Raw genomic sequence first — 25,683 nt, forward strand, 5'->3', positions numbered from 1 at the left:
AACGGACACCCGACATGCCCGCCGTCAACATCACCCTGCAGCCGCGTCGCGAGCTCGACGCATCTGTCGATCACCTCATCCAGGACATCGTCTCGGGCACCTCGAGCGGTGACACGTGCAGCACGGACCTCGCCGCCGGCCCGTGGTCGTTCGATGACCGACCGGGTTACGGCCCCGGCTCGTCGATGGGCGATGTCATCCCGACGGGCGCGCCGCGCCAGGGCGAGCTGCCCGCGCAGTACCGCGAGGCGTCCGACGACGAGCTGCACTCCCGCATCCGCGCCGCGAAGCAGGCGCTCGGCGACCGCGTCGTCGTGCTGGGTCACTTCTACCAGCGCGAAGAGGTCGTCCGTCACGCCGACTACGTGGGCGACTCGTTCCAGCTCGCAGGCGCCGCCCTGGAGCATCCCGAAGCAGAGGCGATCGTCTTCTGCGGCGTGCACTTCATGGCCGAGACCGCCGACCTGCTGTCGCGCCCCGAGCAGGCCGTCATCCTGCCGAACCTCGCCGCGGGATGCTCGATGGCGGACATGGCCGACATCGACCAGGTCGAGGAGTGCTGGGAGCAGCTCTCAGACGTCTACGGCGACCTCGAGGCGGTCGACGACGAAGGCCGGGTGCCGGTCATCCCCGTCACGTATATGAACTCGTCGGCGGCGATCAAGGGATTCGTCGGGCGCCACGGCGGCATCGTATGCACGTCATCGAACGCGCGGACGGTGCTGGAGTGGGCGTTCGCGCGCGGGCGCCGCGTGCTGTTCTTCCCCGATCAGCACCTCGGCCGCAACACCGCCAAGGCGATGGGCGTTCCTCTGGAGCAGATGCCGATGTGGAATCCGCGCAAGCCTCTCGGCGGCTCATCCGTCGACGAGCTCGAGGAGGCCCGGGTGATCCTGTGGCACGGCTTCTGCTCGGTGCACCGCCGGTTCACCGTCGACCAGATCGACCAGGCGCGCGCCGAGCACCCGGGGGTCCGCGTGATCGTGCACCCCGAGTGCCCCATGGAGGTCGTCGACGCGGCCGACGAAGCCGGCTCGACCGACTACATCCGGCGCGCGATCGAAGCAGCGACGACGCCGACGACCTTCGCGATCGGCACCGAGGTCAACCTCGTGCAGCGCCTCGCCGCCGCCAACCCGCAGCATGAGATCTTCTGCCTCGACCCGGTCATCTGCCCGTGCTCGACGATGTACCGCATCCACCCCGGGTACCTCGCATGGGTGCTCGAGGGACTCGTCGCCGGTGAGGTCGTCAACCGGATCACCGTCCCCGCCGACGTCGCCGATCCCGCTCGCATCTCCCTCGAGCGGATGCTGGCGGCCAAACCCCCGGCCCGATGACCCACGACCATCCCGCCGCCCGCGCGACTCGGACGGCCGAAGGGTCGCCGCACGTCATCGTGGTCGGCAGCGGCATCGCCGGGCTCACGGCCGCGGAGCGCGCCGCCGCCCACGGCTGCCGTGTCACCCTCGTGACGAAAGACGAGCTCGAGCACGCCAACACGCGCTTCGCACAGGGGGGCATCGCGGGGGTCATGTTCGACGACGACCGCGTCGAGGACCACATCGCCGACACACTCACCGCGGGAGCCGGACTGTGCGACCCCGTCGCCGTGCGGGTGCTCGTCGAAGAGGGCCCGGCGCGCATCCGAGAACTGATCGCGGCCGGCGTCGTGTTCGACCGCGGCGACGACGGCGTCTTCGTCAAGGGCCTCGAGGCGGCGCACTCGTATCCGCGCATCCTGCATGCGGGCGGGGATGCCACGGGCACAGCGATCGAGTCGGCCCTCGTCGCGCGGCTGCGCGGCACCGACGTCCGCGTGGTCGAGCACGCCTTCCTGGTCGACCTCGTCGTCGAGTCCGGGCGTGTGCGCGGGGTCGAGCTGCTCGTCGGCAGCGCGTCGCCGCCCCCCCGACGCGATGTCCTCGCAGCGGACGCCGTCGTGCTCGCGACCGGCGGGGCGGGCTGCCTGTATGCGCACACGACCAACCCTCCGGTCGCAACCGGCGACGGGATCGCGGCGGCGCTGCGCGCGGGCGCCCTCGTGGACGACCTGGAGTTCTTCCAGTTCCACCCCACCGTGATCGGCGGTGCCGACGCGTTCCTGATCTCCGAGGCGGTGCGCGGCGAGGGCGCCACCCTCATCGATGAAGACGGCAGGCGCTTCGCCTTCGACGCGCACCCTCGAGGCGAGCTCGCACCGCGGGATGTCGTCGCGCGGGCGATCGCGCGACGGATGGACGGGCAGGGCGGCCGACCGGTCTTCCTCGATGCGACGCACCTGCACTCGGCGGATCCAGAGGCGCGGGCGGCATTCCTCGCGCGACGGTTCCCGACGATCGACGCCGCGCTGCGTGCGCGCGGCATCGACTGGGCGCGGACGCCCGTTCCCGTGACCCCGGCCGCGCACTACCTGATGGGCGGAGTCACGACCGACCTCTTCGGGCGCACCTCGATCCCCGCGCTCTACGCCGTCGGCGAGGTCGCCCGCACCGGAGTCCACGGCGCCAACCGCCTCGCCTCGAACTCGCTCCTCGAGGGTGCCGTCTTCGGCGCGCGTGTCGCCGACGCCGTCCACAGCGACGCGGCATCGGGCGCGTGGCCGCGTGCGTCGCAGGCGCGCTCCGCGAGGACCCGCTCCGCGCCCGCGTACCCTGAGACCGGAGAACCCCGCGCCGCGCAGCCGTTCTCGCGCACGGCTCTTCAGCGACTCATGTGGGAGTGCGCGGGACTCGCGCGCACGGCGGACGGTCTCGGACGCGCCTCCGCCGTCCTCGCGACGTGGAGCGGCGAGCGCCGCACACCCGACACCGTCGCCGACTTCGAAGACGAGAATCTGCTCGTCGTGGGTTCGGCGCTCGTCGAGGCGGCCATGGACCGCAGCGAGTCGGTCGGAGCGCACTTCCGCGCCGACGCCGACCCCCCGAGCACCCCAGCGATCAGCACGTCCGCGCTGATCGACGTACCCCACCTGCAGGAGGCCGTTCCGTGTTGAGCCCCGTCACGATCAACCGCGTCGTCGCCGCCGCGCTGGAGGAGGACGCGCCGTGGGGAGACCTCACGAGCCAGACCCTCATCACCGAAGCCGCGACGGCCCGCGCCGACCTCGTCGCCCGCGAGGCCGGTCTCTTCAGCGGCGGCGACGTCTTCGCCGCCGCCTTCACCCTCACCGACCCCCGCATCCAGGTGCAGCTCGTCGTCGAAGATGGCGAGTGGTTCGAGCCGGGCGCCGTGCTCGCCGTCGTGACGGGCCCCGCCCGCGGCGTGCTGCAGGCCGAGCGCATCGGACTCAACTTCGTGCAGCGCATGTCCGGCATCGCGACCCTGACCGGCCGCTACGTCGCCGAAGTCGCGCACACGGGGGCCCGCATCGCCGATACGCGGAAGACGACGCCCGGGCTGCGCGCTTTCGAGCGCAAGGCCGTGCGCGACGGCGGCGGTCGCAACCACCGGGCCTCGCTCTCGGACGCCGTCATGGCAAAGGACAACCACCTCGCGATGCTCGGCGGCTCGGTCACCGACGCCCTCCGCGCCGCCAAGGACCTACTCCCCCACACGACGCACATCGAGGTCGAGGTCGACCGCCTCGACCAGATCGAACCCGTGCTCGCGGCGGACATCGGCACGATCATGCTCGACAACTTCTCGCTCGACGACCTGCGTACGGGTGTCGCACGCGTCGCGGGCCGCGCGACGGTCGAGGCCTCGGGCGGCGTCGACCTCGGTACGGTGCGCGCCATCGCCGAGACCGGAGTCGACGTCATCTCGGTCGGCGCCCTCACCCACTCGGCGCGCGCGCTCGATCTAGGGCTGGACGTGCGCATGGACGCGCCCTGACCGTGCACTACCTCGACAACGCCGCGACGACGCCGGTGCGCCGGGAGGTCCTCGAGGCGATGGTGCCGCACCTCACGCACGGATACGGCAACCCGTCGAGTCACCACACGGTCGGCGAGGCCGCCGCCGACGCCCTCGCCGACGCCCGTCGCCGGGTTGCGCGGGTGCTCGGGATGCGGGCCTCGGACGTCGTCTTCACCTCGGGCGGCACCGAGGCCAACAACCTCGCGATCAAGGGCATCACGCTCGCCGCCGCCGGGCGACACATCGTCACGACGCCCATTGAGCACGAATCGGTGCTCGAATCGGTCCGGTATCTCGAGCGCCTGCACGGCGTCGAGACGACCCTGGTACCGGTCGATGACACGGCACGTCTCTCGCCCGAGTCGCTGGCCGCGGCCCTGCGCGACGACACGGCGCTCGTGACCGTGGGCTACGCCAACAACGAGGTAGGCACGGTGCAGGATGTCGCGTCCCTCGCCGCCGTCGCGCGCTCGCGGGGCGTCCCGATCCATCTCGATGCCGTCCAGGCCGCCGGATGGCTGCCCTTGGATGACACGGGCGCCGACGCCCTCTCGATCGCGGGGCACAAACTCGGCGCGCCGAAGGGCATCGGCGCTCTCGCGGTGCGCGGGCGCATCCCCCTCGAGCCGCTTCTTCACGGCGGCGGTCAGGAGGGCGGGCGCCGCAGCGGCACTCAGGATGTCGCGGGCGCCGTCGGATTGGCCACGGCGCTCGAGCTCGCTGAGGCTGAGCGACTCGAATCGGCCGCACGGGTGCAGGCCCTGCGCGACGCGTTCATCGCCGCCGTCCTCGCGAGCATCCCCTCGGCACGTCTCACGGGGCATCCCGTGCACCGCCTCGCGGGCACGGCGAGCTTCACCTTCGCGGGCACGAGCGGCGAAACCGTCCTGCTCGAACTCGAACGGCGCGGCATCGTGAGCTCGAGCGGCTCGGCGTGCGCGGCCGGCAGCGACGAGCCCTCGCACGTGCTCGTCGCGCTCGGCATCGCCCCACCGCTCGCGCAGACGGCCGTGCGCATCACATTCCCGCGCGACGCGCGGCTCGATCCGCGGCAGCTCGCGGCCGACGTGGCGGCATCCGTCGCGGCAGTAGCATCGACCGGGTGAACTCCGCCGCCGTCACGGTCATCGTCCCGGGCTTCGACGTCGCACCGTATGCGCGCGCGGCGATCGACTCGCTCTCGGCACAGTCCCGCGGCGACTGGACCGCCGTGCTCGTCGACGACGGATCGGCGGATGCGACAGGCGCGATCTTCGACGCGGCCGCGGCGACCGATCCGCGCTTCCAGGTCGTTCACCACCCTCGGCGCGCCGGCCTCGGCGCAGCCCGGAACACAGGCCTGGACCTCGTTCGCACGCCGTTCGTCGGCTTCCTCGACGCCGACGATGTGATGATGCCCGACGCGCTCGACCGGCTCGTCGGCACGCTCGAGCGGACGGGCAGCGACCTCGCGGCGGGCGCGTACGTGCGGCTGCGCCCCGACGGCGCGGGCGGGTACGCACCCGATCCCGTGCAGCCTTGGGTGGCCGCGGCGACCGACCCCGCCCGCGAAGGAACGAGCCTCGCCGCGCATCCCGCGGCATCGGGCAACATCGTCGCCTGGTCGAAGGTGACGCGCGCCGAGATGTGGAACGACCTGCGCTTCCCCGAGGCCCAGGCGTACGAGGACCAGATCGTCGCGCAGCTGCTGTACACCCGGGCGCGGGCGTTCGATGTCGTGCCCGACGTCGTCGTGCAGTGGCGCGAGCGCGCCGACGGCACCTCGATCACGCAGCGAAAGGGTGCGCTCCCGGTGCTGCGCGACTACCTCGCGGCACTCGCGGGCGGAATCGACGTGCTGAATGCCGCGGGCCGGCCGGCGGCTGCCGCTGCGCGCATCGTCCTCATCCTCGCTATGGATCTGCCGCCGCTCGTGCGCATCGCGGCCGGCCACCCCGACGCCGAGTATCGGCGCGAGCTCGGGGCGTTCGTCCGTCAGGTCGCGATGCGCACGACGACCGTCCCCGCCGACGTCGCACCCGCTCTGGCCTGGGCGGCCTAGAGATCGGGAGCCCGGTCGGCGCGGCGTTCGGGAAGCGCTGCGGGCGGGTCGGACTCCTCGGCCTCGAGAATGCGGGATGCCGCCATCTGCTCGGCGGCGAGCTCGCTGTAGAGTCCCCCGGCCGCGAGCAGCTGGGTGTGCGTGCCCGACTCGACGATGCGCCCCGCCTCGACGACGTGGATGACGTCGGCGGCGATGACGGTCGACAGTCGATGCGCGACCGTCAGGGTCGTGCGTCCGCGGGCCGCGGCATCCAACGCCTCTTGCACGACCCTCTCGGACACGGTGTCCAGAGCCGACGTGGCTTCGTCCAGCAGCAGCACGGGCGGGTCCTTGAGTAGCACACGAGCGATCGCGATGCGCTGCTTCTCGCCGCCCGAGAGCCGGTAGCCGCGCTCGCCGACGACCGTGTCGTACCCGGCCTCGAACCCCTCGATGATGTGGTGGATGTTCGCCGCCCGGCACGCCGCCTCGAGTTCGGCGTGGGTCGCGTCGGGCTTGGCGTAGCGCAGGTTCTCGGCGATCGTCGCGTGGAAGAGGTAGGTCTCCTGCGACACGATGCCGACGTCGTCGATGATCGACTCCTGCCGCAGCCGACGCACGTCGGCGCCCGCGAAGAGCACCTCTCCGCCGGATGCCTCGTACATGCGCGGCGTCAGGTAGAGGATCGTGGTTTTTCCCGCTCCCGACGGCCCCACGAAGGCGACGTGCTGTCCTGGTTCGGCTGTGAAGGAGACACCGCCGAGTGTCGGACGGGCATCGGCGGCGGCATCCGGATAGCGGAACACGACATCACGGAACTCGATCCGGCCCGGCGGCCCCGGCGCGTCGGCGACAGAGATGGCATCGGGTGCGTCGCGGATGGCCGGCACGAGGTCGAGGTACTCGAAGATGCGGGCGAACAGGGCGCGCGAGGTCTGCAGGTCGAGCGCGACCCGCATGAGCCCCATGAGCGGCTGCAGCAGCCTCGCCTGCACCGTCGTGAAGGCGACGACGGTGCCCGCCGTGATGAGGTCTGTGCCGCCGGTGATGATGTAGCCCGACGCGAGGTAGATGACAGCAGGAACACTCGCCATGAGCACCTGCACGACGGCGAAGAACCCCTGGCCGCTCATGGCGCGCCGCACCTGCAGCACGACCTGGTTGCGGTTCTCATCGGCGTAGCGGGCGGACTCCGTGCGCTGCCGGTTGAACGACTTCGACAACAGGATGCCCGAGACGCTCAGGGTCTCCTGCGTGATGGCCGACAGCTCGGACAGCGACTCCTGCGTCTCGCCCGCGATGCGCGCGCGCACCTGACCGACGCGGCGCTGCACGACGATGAGGAACGGCATGAGCACGACCGCGATGATCGTGAGGCGCCAGTCGATCAGGATCATCGCGACGAGCGAGGCGATGACCGTGACGACATTGCCCAGGATGCTCGTGACGGTGTTGGTGAGCACCCCCGCGACCCCGCCGACGTCGTTCTGCAGCCGCGACTGGATGACGCCGGTCTTGGTGCGTGTGAAGAAGCCGAGCTCCATCGACTGCAGATGCTCGAACAGGCGCACCCGCAGATCGCCCGTCACGGCATTGCCCACGGTCGAGGTGAGCCAGGTCTGCACGACGCCCAGGCCCGCGGAGAGCAGGAAGAGCCCCACCATGATGAGCACGAGGCGCCACAGCAGCCCCAGCTCGGGGGCGCCGCCGTCGAGCGGGAAGAGCGCGTCGTCGAAGATGCGCTGCACGATGAGCGGCGGGACGACGGCGACCGCGGCACCGACGACGACGAGGATCGCGGTGACGATGATGCGGCCCCGGTACGGCCGGAAGAGCGCCACGATGCGGCGCCGGAGGTTCTCGACGCGCGGCGCCTGCGCGTTGATCTTCTTCTGCGCCGCGAAATCGAGGGGGCGGCCACCGCCACCCCTGCCGCCCATACTCATGAGCGCCAGCCTAACCAGGGGATGCCACGGCCCCGGCTAGGCTTGCGGCATGACTTCGACCCCCGAGAACCCCCACACCGACGGCGAAGACCTCGCGGAGCTGCGCGAAGAGATCGACCAGCTCAAGGCGATCCCCGAGGAGGAGCTCATCAGCCCCACTCCGTCGATCCCCGAAGAGATCGAGCCGGTGCCGCACCCGACGAACGCGATCGGCAGCGAGCAGTGGGACAAGCCCGTCGAAGACGAGTCCCTCGAGCAGGACTGACCCTCGGCGATCCTGATCGGCGCCGCGTGGGCGCCGATCAGGACGACGCCGCGCGGGGCTGCTCGCGCCTCAGTGGTGGATGAAGGCCTTCAGCGCGACCAGCACGAGGCCGAACGCCGCCGTGATGAGCGCGCTCACGGCCCGGGACCACACGTGCCTCGTCCAGCGCGAGACGGCGAACCAGCCCAGCAGGCCGAGAAGCACGGTGTCGACGATCAGTGCCGTCCAGATGGCGGTGTCGTCTTCGAATACATGCCAGACGCCCAGCAGCAGGATGACCAGCGGCGGCACAGCGGCCACCAGCATCCCGAGCGAATGCAACGCTGAAGCGCGCAGGCTCGGGAAGAATCCGGCGACCCCGTCGGTCGCGGCGAGGCGAGCGAGGGTGCCGGCGTAGATGTGCGCCGCGTAGAAGACGATCACGGTCACGACGACAGTGATGAGTGCGTTGAGCGAAGTGCCGACGAGGCTGTTGCTGACGACGATCATCCCCGAGACGAGGATGAGCCCGTAGACGGCCTCTTCGGACTGCATGACCCGCGCTACGGCGGGACGAAGCAGTCGACGGTCGGTCACGACCGGACGTGCGACGGCGCTGTCGTCAGTTGCTGCCACAGCTGCTGCCGCCGCAGCAGCTGCCGCCGTCGGTCTCCGACACCGTCAGCAGGTTCTTGTCTTCCGGCACAGCGGTCGTGGGCGTGGTGAGGGGCGAAGTCGTCATGGCGTCCATGCTACCCACGGGCGCCCGGTCCCGGATCGCACTCGCGCGTTGCCACGTGTCGTGCGGGGGCGCAACCCCCTCCGGCCCTCACGGTCGCGTGCCTACCGTGGACGCACACCCACCGACACGAAGGAGACATCATGCCCCGCATCGCAGGCAAGAAGATCGCGTTCCTGCTGACGGACGGTTACGAGGACAGCGAGCTCACCTCTCCCTGGGAAGCAGTGACGACCGAAGGCGGCCAGGCGACGCTCGTCTCGCCCGCCGACGGCCCGGTCTCAGGCAAGAACGGCCACGAACAGCCGGTCGATCTCTCGGCCGCCGACGCCGACGCCTCGGACTTCGACGCTCTCGTGCTCCCCGGCGGAGTCGTGAACGCCGACCACCTGCGCATGGACGAGGACTCCGTCTCGCTGACGCGCGCATTCTTCGAGCAGCACAAGCCCGTCGCCGTCATCTGCCACGGCGCCTGGATCCTGATCGAGGCGGGCGTGGTCGACGGCCGCACGATCACGAGCTATCCGAGCCTGAAGACCGACCTGCGAAACGCCGGCGCCCAGTGGGTCGACGAAGAGGTCGCGGTCGACAACGGCCTCGTCTCGAGCCGCACACCCGATGACCTTCCCGCTTTCAACGCGAAGCTCGTCGAAGAGATCGCGGAGGGCACGCACGAGGGCCAGACGGCCTGACCCCTCACGCGAGCTGTTTGCGCAGGTACACCTCGGCGATGCCCCCACCCTGGTCGACGCGCTCGGACTCGACGTAGCCGAGGCGTTCGTAGAGGCGCAGGTTGGCTTCGCTCAGCGAGCCGGTGAAGAGCTCGGCCGCGCGGCATCCGACCTCGCGGCCGCGCTCTTCGACGGCCTCGAGCACGGCAGAGCCGACTCCCCCACCCTGCACGTCGGGGGCGATCGCGATCCGCCCGACCAGCAGAAGGTCTCCGTCGGCACGCGCCCGGGCCGCGCCGATGAGGCGCGTGCCGGCGACGGCGACGCAGCCGAGGTTGTCGTCGAGCTCGGCGGTCAGCTCCTCCAGCGTCTGCGTCAACGCGGGCATGTTCGGGTCGCCGTAGACGAGTGCCTCCTGAACGAACGCTGCGCGCTGCAACGTCAGCACCTCGCCGGCGTCGGAGGTCTCCATCGGGCGGATGCGGAAGGTCGTCATGCCCCGATCGTAGGTGCCGCGTGGTGCGGCGGATGCGACCGCTCCAGCGCAGAACCCTCGACATCGACGTTCGGGAGGATCCGGTCGAGCCAGCTCGGCAGCCACCACGCCGACCGGCCGAGCAGGTGCATGACAGCCGGGATCAGCACGAGCCGCACGACGAACGCGTCCAGCAGCACGCCGATTGCAAGGCCGAAGCCCATCGATTTGATGATGGTCGACTCCGACGTGATGAAGCCCGAGAAGACGGCGATCATGATGAGTCCCGCCGCGATCACGACGCTCCGACCGGCCCGGAAGCCCTGCGCCACGGCGAGCCGGGCGGGCGAGCCGTGCACATACGCCTCTCGCATCCCCGTGGCCAGGAACAGCTGGTAGTCCATCGCGAGACCGAAGAGGATCCCGACGAGGATGACGGGCAGGAAGCTCAGCACGGGACCCGTGCTGTGGATGCCGAACAGCTCTGCGCCCCACCCCCATTGGAACACCGCCGTGATGGCGCCGAACGTCGCGAACAGCGACAGGATGAACCCGCCCGTCGCGATGAGGGGCACCAGGAGCGAGCGGAACACCATGATCATGATGAGGAACGACAGTCCCACCACGACCGTGAGGTAGAGCGGCAGCACGTCCTGCAGCGACTCCGAGATGTCGATGTTGATGGCGGCCTGGCCCGCGACGCCGAGGGGCTCACCGTCGACGTCGAGTGCGCGCAGGTCCCGCACGAGGGCGTCGGTCGACAAGCTGGTCGGCCCCTCTTGCGGCACCACCTGGAACGCCGCGAGTCGACCGTCGTCTGAGACGGCGATCGGCGCGACGGCGACGACGTCGTCCTGATCGGCGAGAAGAGTGCCGATCTCGAGCTGGCGCTCGAGGACCTCGTCGTCGCTGAGGTCTGCAGGAAGCACGGCTGTCACCAGGAGCGGACCGTTGGCCCCCTCGCCGAACGCGGCCTCGGTCGCGGTGTACGCGCGGTAGGCGCTCGAGCCCGCGGGCTCGGACCCGCCGTCGGGCAGCCCGAGCCGCATGGACAGCGCAGGCACCGCCACGATGAGAAGCGCGACGACCGCGACGAGCGAGGTGAGGACGGCGCGCATGGGCGACATCGTCCGGATGGGCGCGACGGCGGCGTCTGCCGTACCGACGCGGGCACGCGCGCGCCGCGATAGCAGGCGCTCGCCGGCGAGGCCGAGCAGCGCCGGGGTGAGGCTGATCGCGATGAGCACGGCGATCGCGACGCTCACACCGCCGACGGTTCCCATGAGGCCCAGGAACGGGATGCCCGTGACATTGAGCGCGAACAGCGCGATGACGACCGTGGCGCCGGCGAAGACGACCGCGTTGCCGGCTGTGCCGTTCGCGAGCGCGATCGAATCCGTGGTCTCGACCCCCTGCAGCAGCTGCTTGCGATGGCGATGGATGATGAAGAGCGAATAGTCGATGCCGACCGCGAGGCCCAGCATGACGCCGAGCACGGGCGTCACCGAAGCCATCTGCACGGCGCCAGAGAACGCCAGTGTCGACAGCGCCCCGATCCCGACGCCGACGATCGCCGTGACGATCGGGAACGACGCGGCCAAGAGAGATCCCAGCATGACGATGAGCACGATCGCCGCGATCGCGACGCCGACGATCTCGCCCACGCCGAGGATCTCCGGCACGCCCTGTGAGATGTCGGTCGAGAACGACACGTCGACGCCCTCGATCGGTTCGGACTCGAAGTGCTCGATGACGCCCTGCTTCGATTCCTCCTGCAGTTCGAGCCGCGGCTCTGAGAACGAGACGTTGACGAGTGCCGTCGAGCCGTCCTCCGACACGACGCGGATCCCGTCGGCGAGCGCGAGCAGCGCGGCTCCGCGCTCGAGCTGCGTCTCGGCGGTATCGAGGTCGGCACGGCCGCTGTCGATCTTCTCCTGCTCTGCGTTCAGCGCCGCACGCTGCTCGTCGAGAAGCTGCTGCTGCGCATCCAGCTGCGTCGTGGGCAGGCCCGCGGCCTCGATCTGAGCACGGCCCGCGTCGAGCTGAGCCTGCGCGTCATCCAGCTGGACCGCAGCGGCGTCGAGCTGAGCCTGACCCGCATCGAGCTGCATACGTCCGTCGGCGATCTCGTGCCGGCCTTCGGCGATCTGGGCGACGCGGTCGGCGCGCTCCTGCTCGGTGGCGAACGGGTCGATGACGTCCGTGACATCGGTGAGGCTACGAGCCGAGGCGACGAGGTCGCTGATCTGGGCGCGCTGATCGTCGGTGAGTTCAGAGCCGTCCTGGGTCGCGAACACGACCGTTCCCGTCGCCCCGCCGTAATCCGGCAGTCGGTCTTCGAGCTCTTCCAGCACGGCACCCGATGCCGTGCCCGGGACATCGAAGCTCGAGCTCAAGCCCTTGAACCCGACGAGGAAACCACCGGCCGCGAGGGCGATGATGACCAGCCACGCGGTGATGACGGTCCACGCGCGGCGGGACGCGAACGCCCCCAATCGATACAGCAGTTCAGCCACGCGGCATCCTCTCACCCAGTCCCCCGATGATACGGACCGTATGCCTCTTCGAGTCAGACGGTCTCACTCGGGGTCGGGCGGGCAGACCGCGCTGATGCGCGCCCACTCCTCGGGCGACAGACCAGTGACGAAGCCATACGCCGTCCACGCATCGGGTGTGTCGTAGAGCGCCGCGAACTCGCGCCGCGACGGCGGTTCGGGGACCGCGATGCCCTGAGCGCGCAGGCAGCTCGCGATGCTCACCTCGACCGGATACCACCGCAGACCGCGCAGTTCGCGGATGCGGTCGTCGTACTCGGCGCGCACCGTCGCGGCGCACGCTCTCACCGCGGCGGCATGGCCCTCGCGTTCATCGGTGAAGGCCAGAGTGCCGGTCGATTCATCCCACTCGACCTGCCAGGCGTCGGCCTCGAGGCAGTCGATGACGGCGCTCGTGCTGTCGGTGAGCCACCCCTCCCCCTGCACGATCGTCTGGAAACGCACGGGGGCTGCCGGCTCGGCCGTCGCGATGAACGTGGTCACCGCGACCGAGACAGCGGCCGTCACGCCCACGACAGCGGCGAGGATGACGGCGAACCGCCGGGGCCTCCGGGACACGGGATCACCTGTCGGGGGCTCCGCATCGGGCGACGGAGAGGATGCCGGGTCGGGCTCGCCCTGCGCGCGGTCCTCGAGCTGCTGCAGCCGCGCGAGCGCGGACGGATCGGCCTGCACGTCTGCGTCAGGCGCGTAGGCGCGGGCTCGCAACCGGGCGAGCTCGCGGAGTTCCTGCGCATCGAGCACACGCCCATCATGCGCGGACGATCCTCGTGGTGCCAGCATCCGTTCGAATCCGTGCTATGCTCGATCCATCCTGCCTGGCACATGCGAACCGTTCCAACTTCTCACAGTGGAGAAGGTTCGCTGTATTGCGCTCTTTGAGCCCCGCTGGCCCTTCATCTCATCATCACCTGCGCTTCGGGTTCTCGCCCTTTCGCAAGCTTGGATCGCTTTTTGTTCGACAGCATTTCGATTGCTGCCCTCGCGCCTCACACCACGCCGCAGTGGCGTAAGGCCGACGACGGCGTGCACGTCGCCACCTTCGCCGGAGAATACGCCGGCTTCACCCACACGTCGCCCGGCGGTGTGCACGCGCACAGCGCCCGCGGCGAAAGCCTCGGGGTGCACAGCACGCCGAGCAGCGCTCGTGCCGCCGTTGCGGCATCCCTCACGACTTCGGAGCCCGCGCACACGCGACTCGCTCCGCATCCCCGTCCGCGTCGCATACTTGGCGTGGCACAACCGGTCGCCCCGGCGACCCGAATGGTAAAAGGAAAGACACGATGGCCACTGGCACCGTGAAATGGTTCAACTCCGAAAAGGGATACGGCTTCATCGCTCCCGATGACGGCTCCGCCGACCTTTTCGCTCACTTCAGCGCGATCGCGGCCGATGGCTTCAAGGAGCTCCGCGAAGACCAGAAGGTCGAATTCGACGCAGAGCGTGGCCCCAAGGGCATGCAGGCGGCGAACATCCGCCCCCTCTGATCCACGCGTTTAACGAGGCCCGTCCCCTATCTGGGGACGGGCCTCGTGCCGTTTATCGCACGTCGCCGTCGAGGTAGAACCAGCGTCCGTCCTCGCGTACGAAGCGCGATCGCTCATGCAGGACACCGACACCCCCCTCGTCGGCGAGATAAGTCGCACGGAACTCGACGACCCCGGTGGCATCCTGCGGTCGGCCGGCGACCGTCTCGACGATCTGCAGGCCGCGCCAGCGCGGATTGTCGCTCAGGTCCAGCGACCCCGGTCTCGTCGAGGGATGCCACGAGTCCAGCAGCCACGCGGCATCCCCTCGCCGGAAGGCATCGAAACGCGACCGCATGAGCTCTTCGGCGGTCTCGGGTTCGCGCGGCATAAGACCCTCCTGGTCGATCGTGGGCGGGTGGTCAGCTCGCGGCGCTCGAAGGGCCGCTCTCGGCGAGATGCGGGAAGGTCCAGCTGCCGTCGCGCACCTCGTCGCGCGGCCGGTACAGCCGCACGAGATAGTTCCACCCTTGGCTGATCGGAATCGCATTGGGAACGTCGGCCGGATAGTCACCGAAGCGCACGGTCGTCGAGCCGTCGGGGTTCTTGACCGCCGTGATGTCGTTGACGGTGTACGCCCCGCGGTCGTTCGCCTCGAAGAATCCCGCGGCGTTGTAGACCGAGATCGACCAGAACCCGTCGACGGGAACCTCGCCGACGGTCAGTTCGTACTGCCCGACCGGCAGGCGCGGGTCAACGCCGATGTAGGTCGCTTCGCTCGCGGGCAGACCGCCCCAGCCTGCCGCGGTGCCGATCAGGTGCCGGACCGGCTGCACGTCGCCGGGGCCGCCGAACATGTGATCGAAGTCGGTGAGATTGCGCGCGAGGACGAGCAGCGCGTTGCGCGTCTCATCGAAGGACTCGGTGTCATACGCCGGCAGTTCGAAGGTCTCAGCCGATGCGCTTTCCAGGCGGATCTGGTCTTGCAGCGAGCCGACAGTGCCGACATCGGCGGGCTCGGCGGGGTCGACCAGGATGCGCACGGCGATGCAGACATAGCGGCTGCCCAGCGCCTCCGCCGTGAGCCGGTGTTCGCCCGCGTCGTGGAGGATCGCCGCGACGTGATGGTCCTCGTTGACGACCATGGCCGACAGGTACCGGCCACCTGCGTCGGGAAGGGTCAGCGTCGCGCCCGCGGCGACATCGACGACGGCGAAGCTGTAGAGCGTGTCGCGATTGAGGCGGATCACTGCCTGGTTCTCGATCGCGGCCGGCTCGCGATTGTGGGCGAAGCGGTTCACACCCCCGGCGTTGTGCTGCAGGTCACGGAACATCCGGTGCGTCTCGGCCCGGACGAAGTTGTCGACGTTCACGCGTATCTCCACGGTGCCGATACTCCCATAACGAGCGTCGCCTCCCCCTGCTCCTCGTCCACGCGGGATCGCGTCTCGCACGTCAACCCCCTCGCGAGGAGAGCCTCGACACCGCAGGCTGAGGACATGCGAAGGGAGAACCATGACCGAGAACACGCGCACCGTCCTCACCCACTCCAACCGCGGCCAGTGGGAGAACGTCGTCGAGGGGCATCCCGACCTGTCCCACAGCTATACGAGCCGCGATGAGGCCGTCGAGGAGGGTCGGGCCGTGGCCCACCGCCTCGGCTGGGCGCACCGCGTCGAAGACGCCGATCCCACGGGGGCGATCACCGACCCCCAGCAGGATGGCGAGCAGGCGTAAGCACGTGGGTGATCGTGAACACGACATCGTCCTGCTCGGGGCGACGGGCTTCGTCGGCAGATTCACAGCGCGACATCTCGCGGAATCCGCTCCTGCCGACGTGCGGATCGCCGTCGCGGGCCGATCGCGCGAGCGACTGGGTGCCCTGACCCGCGAGCTCGGCGTGACGTGGCCGATCCTCGAGGTCGACACAGCCGACGAAGCGGCAGTCGACCGCCTTGCGGCTTCGACGTCCGTCGTCGCAACGACGGTGGGGCCCTACCTGCGATACGGCATGAAGGTGGCCGCCGCGTGCGCTCGCGCCGGCACGTCGTACGCCGATCTGTCGGGCGAAAGCATCTTCGTGGCGCGCAGCATCGAGCACAATCATGCCGCCGCCGAGGCGAGCGGTGCCCGGATCGTGCACTCGTGCGGTTTCGATTCGATTCCATCCGATCTCGGACTGGGCGTCGCCCATGCAGCAGCCGGCGGACTGCCGATCGTCGAGGCCACGTTGCGGGTGCGCTCCCTGCGCGGCGGAGTAAGCGGAGGCACGATCGACTCTCTGCGGCAGCAGATGAAGGAAGCGCAGTCGGATCCCGCGGCCCGCCGCCTCGTCACAGACCCCTACGCCCTCACGCCCGGGCCCTCGGTGCGTCTGCCGCGTCGGACCTCGAGCGGCGTCACCCGACGCGGAGCGCTCTGGCAGGCGCCGTTCGTCATGGGGGCGTACAACCAGCAGATCGTGCAGCGCTCGAACTACCTCACGGGGTGGGGCTACGGCCAGCTCATGCGCTATCGCGAACTCGTCGAGACCGGCCGTGGTGCGGCGGGGGCGATGCGGGCCGCAGGCGTCAGCGTCGGCACAGCCGGGCTCGTCGGAGCCTTGGCATTTCCGCCGACGCGGGCGCTGCTGGATCGGGTGCTCCCCGCACCGGGGACCGGCCCGGACAAGCAGACGATCGAGCGCGGCCGGTTCGTCATCGACGTCGATGCGTACCCCGTCGAGGGTGCGCCCGTGCGCGCGCGGGTGGCGGCGCCGTTCGATCCGGGATACCGCGGAACAGGGGTCATGCTCGGCGAATCGGCGCTGAGCCTGGCGTGCGACGACCTTCCCGATCGTGCCGGCGTGCTCACCCCGATGGTCGCGATGGGCGACCATCTCGCCGAGCGTCTGCGCGCGCATCGCTTCACGGTGACGACGGAGCCGCTTCACTGACCGTCCCGCCGCGCACGCGCCCCTGTCAACCCCGCCCGGTCGAGCCGCGCTGACACCATAGTGTTCTCCTGGACGTTTCCGACGACAGGAGCAGAATGACGCGTGTCGACGACAGCCGGGTGCGCGTGAGCGTGATCGTTCCCGTCTTCGAGCCGAAGCAATCCTTCGACGAGTTGATCCGATCGCTCGACGCACAGACGATGGATGCCGCACAGTACGAGGTCATCCTCTGCGACGACGGATCAGGCGAAGAGACCCGGCGCCGACTCGAGGACGTCAGCCGGTCGCGCGCGCACGTCCGCGTGCTCACGCTCGAGCACACGGGGTGGCCGGGCACGCCGCGGAACCACGGAATCGACGCGGCCCGCGGGCGGTACGTCTTCTTCGCCGACCAGGATGACCGACTGTTCGAGAACGCCCTGCAGAGCATGTCCGACGAGGCCGACGCCCACGCATCCGATGTGCTCGTCGGCAAGGTCGTGGGCGTGGGTCGGCGCATCCCCGAGGCGATCTTCCGCCGTGACGTCGCCCGCGCAGAACTCGGGCGCGATCCCCTGCTGCAGCTGCTGACACCGCACAAGCTGTTCCGCACGGCCTTCCTGCGTGAGAACGGCATCCGCTTCCCCGACGGACGCGTGCGCCTCGAGGATCACCTGTTCGTCATGCAGGCCTATTTCGCGGCCGGGACGATCTCGATCCTCGCGTCGAAGCCGTGCTACGCGTGGGTGGCGAACGAGGGCAGCGCGAGCTCGTCGCGCATCGCCCCGCAGACATACTTTCCGTCGCTGAGCCCCGTGCTCGACGTCGTCGAGACGAACACCGCGCCGGGTAAGCTGCGCGACACCCTGCTGCGGCACTGGTATCGCGGCAAGATCCTGAAGCGGATCGAGGGGCGCCGCATGGTGCGCTACCCCGACGAGTACCGCACGCGGCTGCTCGATGCGGTGATCCCGCTCGCTCGCGAGCGGTTCGGACCGGGGGTCGATGCGGGGCTCCCCTTCGCACACCGAGTCCGGTCGGCGTTGCTGCGCGCGGAGCGGCGCGACGAGCTTGTGGCCCTCGCCCGGTTCGAGTCCGAGCTGGAGTGTCAGGCCGACCTCGTGTCGGCGCGGTCGCGCGTCGGTCTGCTGACGCTCGGCATCGAGGTGCGGATCCTCCACGAGGGCGTGGATGCACTCATCTTCGACGGCGACGGGGTGTGGCAGGCGCCACCTGAGATCGGGGCACTCCCCCGCGAAGCGCTGACAGCGGGGCAAGACGTCGACACGAGCCGCGTGGAACTGCTGCTGGGCGAGGACGCGCGCGTCATCGGGCGAGCTCGCCTGCGCGAGGGCGAAGCGCGCATCGCGATTGACCCGGTCATCGCGTTCGACGAGGTGACGGATGCCCGGCTGTCGGTGCGCGTGCGCTCGGCGGGCTGGACCTTCGAGGTGCCGCTGCGCGGCTCTGCGGCGATGAGCGGCCGGCGTTCGCTCGAGGGAACGACCTGCCGGATCGAGGTGGGCGACGACGGTGCGGTGCGCGTGCTGCCCGCTCGCACGAACCGCCGGTGGAGCGCAGTGACGGCCCGAGGGCTGCGCAGCGCTCGCCGCATCGCGGGCAGGATCCTTCCGGCACGGGTGAAGCGGCTTCTCGCCGACAGGCTGCTGTAGCGAGTCAGTCGGTGCTCTCGTGCTTCAGCAGAGAGCGCGCGAGGAGCGTCGACCCGGCGACCGCGGCCGGCATCGTCGCGACAGCGCCGCCGGGGATGAGGAAGCACAGCTGGGTCGCGACGCCGAACCCGAGCGCCCGCGTGCGATTGCGGCGCAGCAGGTCCTTCCGCGCGGAGGGAAGGATGCCCCGCGCCGTGAGGGCGCGGGAGGACAGCTCGGTGGCGAGGAGCCACCCCGTGAGAAGCACCCCGAGGATCGTCGCGAGGATCCCGCCGACGAGCGGGATGAGGCCGGTCAGCGCAGCGAGCAGCGCGACGCCCACGCCGCGCACGATCAGCCCGACGGTGTCGCCCACAGAGCGCCAGAATCCATAGTCCGCGCCGAGCCCGGGATCACCGAGGTCCGTCTCGACAGCCTTCCAGATGCGCTCGTAGAAGGGCTCGCCGACGAGGAGGGTGAGCGCCGTGAACGTGACGGCGACCACCACGAGCGCCGCGCCGATCAGGGCGGTGCCGATCGCGATGCGGATGATCGTGGCCCACAGCGCCGGCCATGACCCCGCGAAGGGCGTCAGGGCTTCGGTGAGCCCCGGAAGCGATGCGGCGAGCGCGATGATTCCCGCCAGGAAGAGGATGCCGACGATCGCCGCGGGAACGAGACCGAGGGCCATGAGCGCGGGGCGCTTCGACCAGTAGCCGAACCCGCTGCCCAGCAGCGCGACCCCCCGCCCGAACTCTCGCATCGGCTCAGCATATGCGCCGCCGTTGGGGCTCAGCGGGAGGCTGTGGAATCCAGGGAGATCATGTCAAGCCCATCCGGCTCACGCTGTGTGGCGCTTAACCTGGTCGTCGATCGACGGGACGGGGACGCAATGGCTGATCACGAAGACGACGAGCTGCGGATACGGGCAGCCGCGGGCGAGACCGAGGCGCGGCCCCCCGCTCCCCCGTCGACCGCCGAGACAGTGCGCAAAGACATGACCTACAGCCCGGCGAGCGAGACCGAGACCGAGCGCAAGCAGGAGGACCCAATGCCTGACTCGCTCGACGACGACATCGACCCGCGAGATGTACGCGCGGTGCCGGGCACGGGCGGGCCCGACGACGCGGGCGACGTCGAGGTGGACGCCGAGGACTTGAATCTGCCCTGGGAGGAACCCTCTGAGTGATCCGCAGGTCAGATGCTCAGAAGTCGGCGATCGTCAAGGGGGTGCGCCGCGCATGCGCGTGAGTCCAAGGTGACGGCATGACCAGCCACGCGAACCACCGTCATGCTCTCGACCCCGACCAAGCCGAAGCGATCGAGAGCGTCGTCGAGCAGGTGGCCGACGAGATCCGCCACGGCCACGTGTCCGACGACGTGAACCACCTGCTCGGCCAGCGACTGGATGCCGCCGGCATCGCTTTGCCGCCCGAAGCCGTCGACGATCTCGCCGAAGACATCGAGACCGAGGTCTCGCTCTGACTCCTGCCACGCCCGTGCGCGGCGCGGGGTCATGTCCTCGGCGAAGGACACTCGCTTCGTAGGGCACCATGGAGGGGACCCCCGGCGGACGAACGGAAGCTCCCGAGTGAAGATCATCGACCTGCAGCGGTTTCAGGCGCTCGTCGCCGACGACCTCTACGTCCCGCGCGCCGCCGCGACTCTCGGCATCCCGCTCGCAGCACTTCACTCCTCGATCGAGCGACTCGAGACCGAGGTCGGGCATCCGATCATCAACCGCACGAAGTCGGGGTGGGTACTCACCGATGCGGGCATGCTCCTTCTCGACGAGGCGAAGCGCCGCGCAGCCGAGACCCCGACCTCGGAACCGAAGCGGAACGCGCCCGCCGGCGGAAAGGCGAAAGCCTCGAAGGGCAAGGGCCGCGCACCGGTCGTGAAGGGCCAGCCCAAGCCGTACAAAAAGCGTCAAGGTCGGTAGCGGCTGGGAGCTAGAGCTCGGTCACCTGACCGGCCTCGACCCGCCACTGTCGATCGGTGCGCACCGTCGACAGCATCCGGCGGTCGTGGGTCACGAGCAGCAACGTGCCGTCGTATGACTCGAGCGCCTGCTCGAGCTGCTCGATCGCGGGCAGGTCGAGGTGGTTGGTCGGTTCGTCGAGCACGAGCACGTTGACGCCGCGTGATTGCAGCAGCGCGAGCGCGGCGCGGGTGCGCTCGCCCGGCGACAGCTCCGCGACGGGGCGAAGCACGTGATCGGCCTTGAGCCCGAACTTCGCGAGCAGCGTGCGCACCTCGCCCGACGCCAGGGAGGGAACGAGGGACTCGAACGCATCGGCGAGCGGCTGCGCGTCTGCGAACGCCGAACGGGCTTGATCGATCTCGCCGATCTGCACGTTCGCGCCCACCGACGCCGTGCCCGCATCGGGCTGCTGCGTGCCGAGCAGCGCGCGCAGCAGTGTCGACTTTCCGGCGCCATTGGGCCCCGTGATCCCGATGCGCTCCCCCGCGTTCACCTGCAGCGACACAGGGCCGAGGGTGAACGAGCCCTGCCGGAACACGGCGCCGCTGAGCGTTGACACGACGGTGCTCGAGCGCGGAGCCGACCCGATCGTGAACTCGAGCTGCCACTCCTTGCGCGGTTCCTCGACCTCGTCGAGGCGCGCGATGCGGCTCTCCATCTGGCGCACCTTCTGCGCCTGCTTCTCGCTGGATTCCGTCGCGGCCTTGCGCCGGATCTTGTCGTTGTCGGGCGCCTTCTTCATCGCGTTGCGCACGCCCTGGCTCGACCACTCGCGCTGCACCCGCGCCCGCGTGACCAGGTCGGCCTTCTTGTCGGCGAACTCGTCGTACTTCTCGCGGGCGTGGCGACGAGCCGTCGCGCGCTCCTCGAGATACGAGTCGTACCCGCCGCCGAACACGCGATTCGAGTTCTGGGCCAGATCGAGTTCGAGCACGCGTGTCACACACCGTGCGAGGAACTCGCGGTCATGACTGACCAGCACGACGCCGCCGCGCAGTCCCTGCACGAACGTCTCGAGCCGTGCGAGTCCGTCGAGATCGAGGTCGTTCGTGGGTTCGTCCAGCAACACGATGTCGAAGCGCGAGAGCAGCAGCGCGGCGAGTCCGACGCGCGCCGCCTGGCCGCCCGAAAGCGCCGTCATGAGCGCGTCCCCGTCGACCTCGAGCCCGAGATCGGCAAGCAGCGGCGGCATTCGCTCATCGAGATCGGCCGCCCCGCTCGCGAGCCAGCGTTCCAGCGCCGCCGAGTAGAGATCGGATGCCGCGGCATCGGAGCCGTCGCTGAGAGCGGCGGCGGCGGCATCCATGTCTCTCGTCGCCTCAGCGCACCCCGTGCGACGCGCGATGTACTCGGCGACCGTCTCACCGGCGATCCGTTCGTGCTCCTGCGGCAGCCACCCGACGAAGGCGTCGGTCGGTGCGAGTGAGATACTGCCGGCCTGCGGTTCGTCGATGCCCGCGAGGATTCGCAGCAGGGTCGATTTGCCGGCACCGTTCGCGCCGACGACACCGATGACATCTCCGGGCGCCACGGTCAGATCGAGTGAATCGAAGAGCGTGCGATGGCCGTGGCCGCCCGCGATTCCACGTGCGACAAGGGTTGCGGTCATTGCCCAATCCTCTCAGCTCGGGCGACCTCTCAAACGTCTCGGCCCGGGCACCCGCCCGCCCGGCGATGTCGGAGCCCCTTCGTAACATTAGAACATGCATTCGAACAAAGTGATCGGCCTCACCGACGCAGCCAGCGCACAGTTGGCCGAGATCGTCGCCGAGGTCGAGAAGACGCAGGTCTTGATCGCCGCAGCTCAAGCCGCGCAGACCCGCGCACTCGCCCGTGCGGGCCACCTCGCCCGCACGCAGGCTGCGCGCAGTCGCGCCAGCGTGCGAGAGCACGACATGGTGCTCCGGTCGATCGCTGCCGAGGTCGCCGGGGTGCTGCGCGTCACCGACCGATCCGTGCAGCGCCAGATCGGCGATGCGACCGAAGTGGTCGAGGACTACCCCGCGACCCTGCAGATGTGGGAGGCAGGCGCGATCACCCGCGCGCACGTCCGGGTCATCACCGAGACCGGCGCACACCTGCCACCCGAGCAGCGAGGGGCGTTCGAACACGAAGCGCTGCGCCGGTGCGCGGTCGAAACGCCCGGGCGGGTGTGCCGCGAACTCGAGCTCCTCGCCGAGCATCTCCACCCCCGCACCCTCGCCGAACGGCACGCCGACGCCGCCGAACGACGCACCGTCCGGATCGTGCCGGTCGGCGACGGCATGTCCGACCTCTGCGCGACCCTGCCCTCGCTCCTTGCCGATGCGATCTACGACCGCCTCACCCAGCAAGCCCGCAGCATCGCCGACGCGCGCAAACGGGTCGGCGGCACGGCAGGAGAGACGCCGATCGATGAGGACACCCTCCGGCTTCGAGTCATCGCCTCCGACACCCGCTCGATCAACCAGCTACGCAGCGACCTGCTCGCCGACATGCTCCTCACCTCCGCGCCCGGCGCAGACCCCACCCGCATCGACGACGGGCCCGGAACGCTCGGCGCCATCCGCGCGAAGGTTCAGATCGTCGTTCCCGTGCTCACGCTTCTCGGTTCCGACACCGCAGCGGCCGACCTCGTCGGCCATTCCCCCATCGACCCTGTCACCGCCCGCGAACTCGCCGCCACCACACGCACCCCGTGGGAACGCATCCTCACTCACCCGATCACCGGCAGCGTCCTTCACGTCGACACCTACCCGCGCACGACAGCCATCGACCGCTACCTCCGCGCACGCGACCAACACTGCCGTTTCCCCGGCTGTCGCCTTGCCGCCATTCGCTGCGAAGTCGACCACACAGTCGACGCCGCGCTGGGCGGGCCCACCGACGTCTGCAACCTCGCTCACTTATGCCAACGGCACCACAGCATGAAGCAATTCACCCCGTGGAAAGTCGAACAGCTCGCCGACGGGTACTGAGATGGACCTCACCCCTGGGACGCGATTACCTCGACCATCCCCCATCCCTCGGTGTGCATTTCCGACCGGACGACGGACCACCCGCGCCGTTCTGATCGGCAGCTGCTGCTCTTCAGTCCCAGTCGAGATATTCCTCGATGATGACCGCGGTCTCGATGGGGTGCGTCAGCGGAAAGAGGTGCCCGGCGCCCTCGACGGTCTTGACGCTGGCACGCTCGGGAGCAGTGGCCTGCAGGCGCTCGCCGTTGGCCGGAACCGTGACTTCGTCGCCGTCGCCCTGCACGATCAGGACCGGGATCACCGGAGCGAGCGGGATGGCCGCCTCCTCGACCCCGAGAAGAAGCAACCCGTTCGCCCGGTCGCCGTGCGCCGCGACGACCGCCCGCGCGACCGTGCCACCGAAACCGTGCCCGCCGATCCAGGCGTCGTCCACGCCGAGGTGATCGAGCACCGCGACGACATCACGCACCCGCTCGTCGAGCGTGTCGGCATCCGCCCGAACGCCGATCCGGATGACATGGAATCCCGCTTCCTCGGCGAGGTAGTGCGCAACGACAGCGAGGACGTCCTGTTCCGACTCGGGCAGCAGCACGAGCTTGACGGGGCCCTCCCCCTCTTCGACGAACGGGATGCTGCGGCCCTCGGGCTCGAAGATCTGGGTGTCTGTCATGAGTGGGAGTCCTCTCGCGTGGCGTGGCCTTCCTCAAGGGTATTAGGCCGGCGCCTTCACCGATTCTCGGGAAGCGTCTGCCCGCGGCCTACACTCCCGGACGGATCGCCACGTCGACGACCTGCGCGTCGCGTGGCAGGTCGAGCGCCGCCAGGATGCTCGTTGCCACCGACGCGGGGTCGATGAGGCCTGTCGTGTCGTACTCGCGCCCCTCTTGCTCGTAGACCCGCTGCTGCATCGGGGTCGCCGTGCGCCCGGGATAGACCGAGGTCACGCGAACACCGTGCGTCGCCTCCTCGTGGCGCAGGCCGTCGGCGAGCGCCTTGAGCCCGTGCTTCGAAGCCGCGTAGGCCGCCCACTCCGGCGACGTACGCAGTCCGGCCCCCGAATTGACGAAGAGCACCTGCCCCTTCGCCGCGCGCACCGCCGGCAGCAGCAGCCGCGTGAGTTCGGCGGGAGCGATGAGGTTGACGGTGAGCTGGCGCTCCCAGAGCGCCGTCGGCATGTCGGCGACGGCACCGAGATCGACGACCCCGGCGATGTGCAACAGCGTGTCGATCCGTGCGGGCAACTCCTGGTTCGACAGCGCGTCGGCCAGGCCGGCGGGGTGCGAGAGGTCGCCGACGGCGGTGTGCGACCCGGGGAACTGAGCCTCGAGCTCGAGCGCCCGCTGCCCATCCCGGGCGAGCAGCACGAGGTCGTCTCCGCGCGCGAGCAGGCGCGCGGCGAGCGCCGCGCCGATCCCGGAGCCGGCGCCGGTCAAGAAGTGCGTTGACATTCATCCATCGTCACACACGCGTATCCGTGCGGCCCCCGGGTCGATCGCGGACACATCCTGTCCTCCTCGCCTGGCAGAGTGACTCCCATGGGAACTCCCGAGACTGAGCCTGTTCCGCTGGTCGTCGCGGACGCCGACGCCTGGCGCGAGTGGTTGATCGCTCATGAGCACGACTCCGACGGTGTCTGGCTGATGCTCGCGAAGAAGGGCGTGGCATCACCGACCTCGGTCACGTATCCGGCGGCGCTCGAAGAAGCGCTGTGCAGCGGGTGGATCGACGGACAGAGCAAATCCATCGACGAGCGCGTCTACCGCCAGCGGTTCACTCCGCGCCGTGCGCGCTCGATCTGGTCACAGCGCAATGTCGGCATCGTCGCGCGGCTCGAAGCCGAAGGTCGTCTGCGCCCGCGCGGGGTGGCAGAGATCGAGCGCGCGAAGGCCGACGGCCGCTGGGACCGCGCGTACGCCGGTTCGGCGGACGCCGAGCCGCCCGCGGCCCTGGTCGCCGCTTTGGACAGAGAGCCAGAGGCACGGGCCGCGTTCTCTGCGCTGAGCCGGTCCGAGCGCTACAGCGCGCTGCATCCGCTCCTCATCGCGGCGACCCCCGCGACACTCGAGCGGCGCATCGAGAAACTCGTCGCGAAGCTCGTCGCTGTCCGCGTCCACACCGCGCAGCGCGGTGCTGACGGCGGCGAAGATGCGTCCGTGACACCCTCACACGGCGAGCGTCGCGAGAGAACATAATCTA

At 69.8% G+C, this 25,683-nt stretch carries 27 protein-coding genes; 16 read left to right on the top strand and 11 right to left on the bottom strand.

The window, feature by feature from the left end:
* The first annotated feature begins 14 nt into the window (after window positions 1-14).
* Genes nadA through AC25Y0_RS09765 form a run of 5 tightly spaced genes read left to right on the top strand, consistent with a single transcriptional unit; the run spans window position 15 to window position 5,902 of the window.
* Window positions 15-1,340 (top strand): quinolinate synthase NadA, encoded by a 1,326-nt coding sequence (nadA, locus tag AC25Y0_RS09745; protein WP_488123950.1) that lies wholly within the window; start codon window positions 15-17, stop codon window positions 1,338-1,340.
* Window positions 1,337-2,995, top strand: a complete 1,659-nt coding sequence (nadB, locus tag AC25Y0_RS09750) for an L-aspartate oxidase (protein ID WP_488134572.1) — start codon at window positions 1,337-1,339, stop codon at window positions 2,993-2,995. The genes nadA and nadB overlap by 4 nt, the downstream gene beginning before the upstream one ends.
* Window positions 2,989-3,837 (top strand): carboxylating nicotinate-nucleotide diphosphorylase, encoded by an 849-nt coding sequence (nadC, locus tag AC25Y0_RS09755; RefSeq protein ID WP_488123948.1) that lies wholly within the window; start codon window positions 2,989-2,991, stop codon window positions 3,835-3,837. The genes nadB and nadC overlap by 7 nt, the downstream gene beginning before the upstream one ends.
* Before the next feature lie 2 nt (window positions 3,838-3,839).
* Window positions 3,840-4,967 carry a cysteine desulfurase family protein gene (locus AC25Y0_RS09760; protein WP_488123947.1) on the top strand — a complete coding sequence of 376 codons (1,128 nt, stop codon included), beginning with the start codon at window positions 3,840-3,842 and terminating at the stop codon, window positions 4,965-4,967.
* Window positions 4,964-5,902 carry a glycosyltransferase family 2 protein gene (locus AC25Y0_RS09765; RefSeq protein ID WP_488123946.1) on the top strand — a complete coding sequence of 313 codons (939 nt, stop codon included), beginning with the start codon at window positions 4,964-4,966 and terminating at the stop codon, window positions 5,900-5,902. Before AC25Y0_RS09760 ends, AC25Y0_RS09765 begins: the two co-directional genes overlap by 4 nt.
* Here the strand turns inward: AC25Y0_RS09765 and AC25Y0_RS09770 are convergent.
* Window positions 5,899-7,824: an ABC transporter ATP-binding protein gene (locus AC25Y0_RS09770; protein WP_488124046.1), complete on the bottom strand. Its 1,926-nt coding sequence runs from the start codon at window positions 7,822-7,824 to the stop codon at window positions 5,899-5,901. The two genes, AC25Y0_RS09765 and AC25Y0_RS09770, sit on opposite strands and share 4 nt — an antisense overlap.
* Before the next feature lie 55 nt (window positions 7,825-7,879).
* Here AC25Y0_RS09770 and AC25Y0_RS09775 point away from each other — a divergent pair, with 55 nt between their 5' ends.
* Window positions 7,880-8,095: a hypothetical protein gene (locus AC25Y0_RS09775; protein ID WP_488123945.1), complete on the top strand. Its 216-nt coding sequence runs from the start codon at window positions 7,880-7,882 to the stop codon at window positions 8,093-8,095.
* A gap of 69 nt (window positions 8,096-8,164) precedes the next feature.
* Here AC25Y0_RS09775 and AC25Y0_RS09780 read toward each other — a convergent pair whose 3' ends face one another.
* Entirely contained in the window at window positions 8,165-8,710 is a 546-nt protein-coding gene (locus AC25Y0_RS09780; RefSeq protein WP_488123944.1) for a hypothetical protein, read from the bottom strand.
* A 246-nt stretch (window positions 8,711-8,956) separates the two neighbouring features.
* Between AC25Y0_RS09780 and AC25Y0_RS09785 the strand changes: the two genes are divergently transcribed.
* Entirely contained in the window at window positions 8,957-9,505 is a 549-nt protein-coding gene (locus tag AC25Y0_RS09785) for a type 1 glutamine amidotransferase domain-containing protein (protein WP_488123943.1), read from the top strand.
* 4 nt (window positions 9,506-9,509) lie between these two features.
* Here the strand turns inward: AC25Y0_RS09785 and AC25Y0_RS09790 are convergent, their stop codons facing one another.
* The 3 genes from AC25Y0_RS09790 to AC25Y0_RS09800 form a co-directional block, all read right to left on the bottom strand.
* Entirely contained in the window at window positions 9,510-9,980 is a 471-nt protein-coding gene (locus tag AC25Y0_RS09790) for a GNAT family N-acetyltransferase (RefSeq protein ID WP_488123942.1), read from the bottom strand.
* The gene (locus AC25Y0_RS09795) at window positions 9,977-12,475 is read right to left on the bottom strand and encodes an MMPL family transporter (RefSeq protein WP_488123941.1); all 2,499 of its coding nucleotides are present in this window, start codon (window positions 12,473-12,475) and stop codon (window positions 9,977-9,979) included. The genes AC25Y0_RS09790 and AC25Y0_RS09795 overlap by 4 nt, the downstream gene beginning before the upstream one ends.
* Window positions 12,476-12,538: 63 nt before the next feature.
* A complete protein-coding gene (locus AC25Y0_RS09800) occupies window positions 12,539-13,258 on the bottom strand; it encodes a hypothetical protein (RefSeq protein ID WP_488123940.1) in 720 nt (239 codons plus the stop codon).
* A gap of 539 nt (window positions 13,259-13,797) precedes the next feature.
* On the opposite strand from AC25Y0_RS09800, the gene AC25Y0_RS09805 reads away from it, so the two are divergent.
* A complete protein-coding gene (locus AC25Y0_RS09805; RefSeq protein ID WP_376127225.1) occupies window positions 13,798-14,001 on the top strand; it encodes a cold-shock protein in 204 nt (67 codons plus the stop codon).
* A 52-nt stretch (window positions 14,002-14,053) separates the two neighbouring features.
* Here the strand turns inward: AC25Y0_RS09805 and AC25Y0_RS09810 are convergent, their stop codons facing one another.
* Together AC25Y0_RS09810 and AC25Y0_RS09815 are read right to left on the bottom strand one after the other, a co-directional pair.
* The gene (locus AC25Y0_RS09810) at window positions 14,054-14,371 is read right to left on the bottom strand and encodes a YchJ family protein (RefSeq protein ID WP_488123939.1); all 318 of its coding nucleotides are present in this window, start codon (window positions 14,369-14,371) and stop codon (window positions 14,054-14,056) included.
* Between the two features lie 31 nt (window positions 14,372-14,402).
* A complete protein-coding gene (locus tag AC25Y0_RS09815) occupies window positions 14,403-15,353 on the bottom strand; it encodes a DUF1214 domain-containing protein (RefSeq protein WP_488134573.1) in 951 nt (316 codons plus the stop codon).
* 142 nt (window positions 15,354-15,495) lie between these two features.
* Between AC25Y0_RS09815 and AC25Y0_RS09820 the strand changes: the two genes are divergently transcribed.
* From AC25Y0_RS09820 to AC25Y0_RS09830, 3 genes are all read left to right on the top strand, one after another.
* Window positions 15,496-15,717, top strand: coding sequence for a DUF2188 domain-containing protein (locus AC25Y0_RS09820; protein ID WP_488123937.1), 222 nt, complete (start codon window positions 15,496-15,498; stop codon window positions 15,715-15,717).
* Window positions 15,718-15,721: 4 nt separating this feature from the next.
* Window positions 15,722-16,915, top strand: a complete 1,194-nt coding sequence (locus tag AC25Y0_RS09825; protein ID WP_488123936.1) for a saccharopine dehydrogenase family protein — start codon at window positions 15,722-15,724, stop codon at window positions 16,913-16,915.
* Between the two features lie 95 nt (window positions 16,916-17,010).
* Window positions 17,011-18,567 (top strand): glycosyltransferase family 2 protein, encoded by a 1,557-nt coding sequence (locus AC25Y0_RS09830; RefSeq protein WP_488123935.1) that lies wholly within the window; start codon window positions 17,011-17,013, stop codon window positions 18,565-18,567.
* A 4-nt stretch (window positions 18,568-18,571) separates the two neighbouring features.
* Here the strand turns inward: AC25Y0_RS09830 and AC25Y0_RS09835 are convergent, their stop codons facing one another.
* A complete protein-coding gene (locus AC25Y0_RS09835; RefSeq protein WP_488123934.1) occupies window positions 18,572-19,309 on the bottom strand; it encodes an EI24 domain-containing protein in 738 nt (245 codons plus the stop codon).
* 129 nt (window positions 19,310-19,438) lie between these two features.
* On the opposite strand from AC25Y0_RS09835, the gene AC25Y0_RS09840 reads away from it, so the two are divergent.
* The 3 genes from AC25Y0_RS09840 (at window position 19,439) to AC25Y0_RS09850 (ending at window position 20,488) form a co-directional block, all read left to right on the top strand.
* Window positions 19,439-19,735: a hypothetical protein gene (locus AC25Y0_RS09840; protein ID WP_488123933.1), complete on the top strand. Its 297-nt coding sequence runs from the start codon at window positions 19,439-19,441 to the stop codon at window positions 19,733-19,735.
* Window positions 19,736-19,812: 77 nt separating this feature from the next.
* On the top strand, window positions 19,813-20,031 hold the full coding sequence (locus tag AC25Y0_RS09845; protein ID WP_488123932.1) for a hypothetical protein: 219 nt from the start codon (window positions 19,813-19,815) through the stop codon (window positions 20,029-20,031).
* A 106-nt stretch (window positions 20,032-20,137) separates the two neighbouring features.
* Window positions 20,138-20,488: a LysR family transcriptional regulator gene (locus tag AC25Y0_RS09850; protein ID WP_488123931.1), complete on the top strand. Its 351-nt coding sequence runs from the start codon at window positions 20,138-20,140 to the stop codon at window positions 20,486-20,488.
* A gap of 10 nt (window positions 20,489-20,498) precedes the next feature.
* Here the strand turns inward: AC25Y0_RS09850 and abc-f are convergent, their stop codons facing one another.
* On the bottom strand, window positions 20,499-22,139 hold the full coding sequence (abc-f, locus tag AC25Y0_RS09855; RefSeq protein ID WP_488134574.1) for a ribosomal protection-like ABC-F family protein: 1,641 nt from the start codon (window positions 22,137-22,139) through the stop codon (window positions 20,499-20,501).
* 94 nt (window positions 22,140-22,233) lie between these two features.
* Here abc-f and AC25Y0_RS09860 point away from each other — a divergent pair, with 94 nt between their 5' ends.
* Entirely contained in the window at window positions 22,234-23,487 is a 1,254-nt protein-coding gene (locus AC25Y0_RS09860; RefSeq protein ID WP_488123929.1) for an HNH endonuclease signature motif containing protein, read from the top strand.
* 112 nt (window positions 23,488-23,599) lie between these two features.
* On the opposite strand, the gene AC25Y0_RS09865 is transcribed toward AC25Y0_RS09860, so the two are convergent.
* A complete protein-coding gene (locus AC25Y0_RS09865) occupies window positions 23,600-24,157 on the bottom strand; it encodes an alpha/beta fold hydrolase (RefSeq protein WP_488123928.1) in 558 nt (185 codons plus the stop codon).
* A gap of 88 nt (window positions 24,158-24,245) precedes the next feature.
* Window positions 24,246-24,935: an SDR family oxidoreductase gene (locus AC25Y0_RS09870; protein ID WP_488123927.1), complete on the bottom strand. Its 690-nt coding sequence runs from the start codon at window positions 24,933-24,935 to the stop codon at window positions 24,246-24,248.
* Between the two features lie 87 nt (window positions 24,936-25,022).
* On the opposite strand from AC25Y0_RS09870, the gene AC25Y0_RS09875 reads away from it, so the two are divergent.
* Window positions 25,023-25,679, top strand: coding sequence for a YdeI/OmpD-associated family protein (locus AC25Y0_RS09875; protein ID WP_488123926.1), 657 nt, complete (start codon window positions 25,023-25,025; stop codon window positions 25,677-25,679).
* The last annotated feature ends 4 nt before the right edge of the window (window positions 25,680-25,683 follow it).

This window comes from Microbacterium sp. Y547 (assembly GCF_057669785.1).

Bases quoted from the DNA above. Each gene is read 5' to 3' on its own strand.
- AC25Y0_RS09820 (WP_488123937.1), top strand. From the start codon at position 15,496: ATGACCGAGAACACGCGCACCGTCCTCACCCACTCCAACCGCGGCCAG.
- AC25Y0_RS09830 (WP_488123935.1), top strand. From the start codon at position 17,011: ATGACGCGTGTCGACGACAGCCGGGTGCGCGTGAGCGTGATCGTTCCC.
- AC25Y0_RS09865 (WP_488123928.1), bottom strand. From the start codon at position 24,157: ATGACAGACACCCAGATCTTCGAGCCCGAGGGCCGCAGCATCCCGTTC.
- AC25Y0_RS09790 (WP_488123942.1), bottom strand. From the start codon at position 9,980: ATGACGACCTTCCGCATCCGCCCGATGGAGACCTCCGACGCCGGCGAG.
- AC25Y0_RS09860 (WP_488123929.1), top strand. From the start codon at position 22,234: ATGCATTCGAACAAAGTGATCGGCCTCACCGACGCAGCCAGCGCACAG.
- nadB (WP_488134572.1), top strand. From the start codon at position 1,337: ATGACCCACGACCATCCCGCCGCCCGCGCGACTCGGACGGCCGAAGGG.
- AC25Y0_RS09875 (WP_488123926.1), top strand. From the start codon at position 25,023: ATGGGAACTCCCGAGACTGAGCCTGTTCCGCTGGTCGTCGCGGACGCC.
- AC25Y0_RS09805 (WP_376127225.1), top strand. From the start codon at position 13,798: ATGGCCACTGGCACCGTGAAATGGTTCAACTCCGAAAAGGGATACGGC.
- AC25Y0_RS09845 (WP_488123932.1), top strand. From the start codon at position 19,813: ATGACCAGCCACGCGAACCACCGTCATGCTCTCGACCCCGACCAAGCC.
- nadA (WP_488123950.1), top strand. From the start codon at position 15: ATGCCCGCCGTCAACATCACCCTGCAGCCGCGTCGCGAGCTCGACGCA.
- AC25Y0_RS09785 (WP_488123943.1), top strand. From the start codon at position 8,957: ATGCCCCGCATCGCAGGCAAGAAGATCGCGTTCCTGCTGACGGACGGT.
- AC25Y0_RS09840 (WP_488123933.1), top strand. From the start codon at position 19,439: ATGGCTGATCACGAAGACGACGAGCTGCGGATACGGGCAGCCGCGGGC.
- AC25Y0_RS09810 (WP_488123939.1), bottom strand. From the start codon at position 14,371: ATGCCGCGCGAACCCGAGACCGCCGAAGAGCTCATGCGGTCGCGTTTC.
- AC25Y0_RS09870 (WP_488123927.1), bottom strand. From the start codon at position 24,935: ATGTCAACGCACTTCTTGACCGGCGCCGGCTCCGGGATCGGCGCGGCG.
- AC25Y0_RS09770 (WP_488124046.1), bottom strand. From the start codon at position 7,824: ATGGGCGGCAGGGGTGGCGGTGGCCGCCCCCTCGATTTCGCGGCGCAG.
- AC25Y0_RS09835 (WP_488123934.1), bottom strand. From the start codon at position 19,309: ATGCGAGAGTTCGGGCGGGGGGTCGCGCTGCTGGGCAGCGGGTTCGGC.
- abc-f (WP_488134574.1), bottom strand. From the start codon at position 22,139: ATGACCGCAACCCTTGTCGCACGTGGAATCGCGGGCGGCCACGGCCAT.
- AC25Y0_RS09775 (WP_488123945.1), top strand. From the start codon at position 7,880: ATGACTTCGACCCCCGAGAACCCCCACACCGACGGCGAAGACCTCGCG.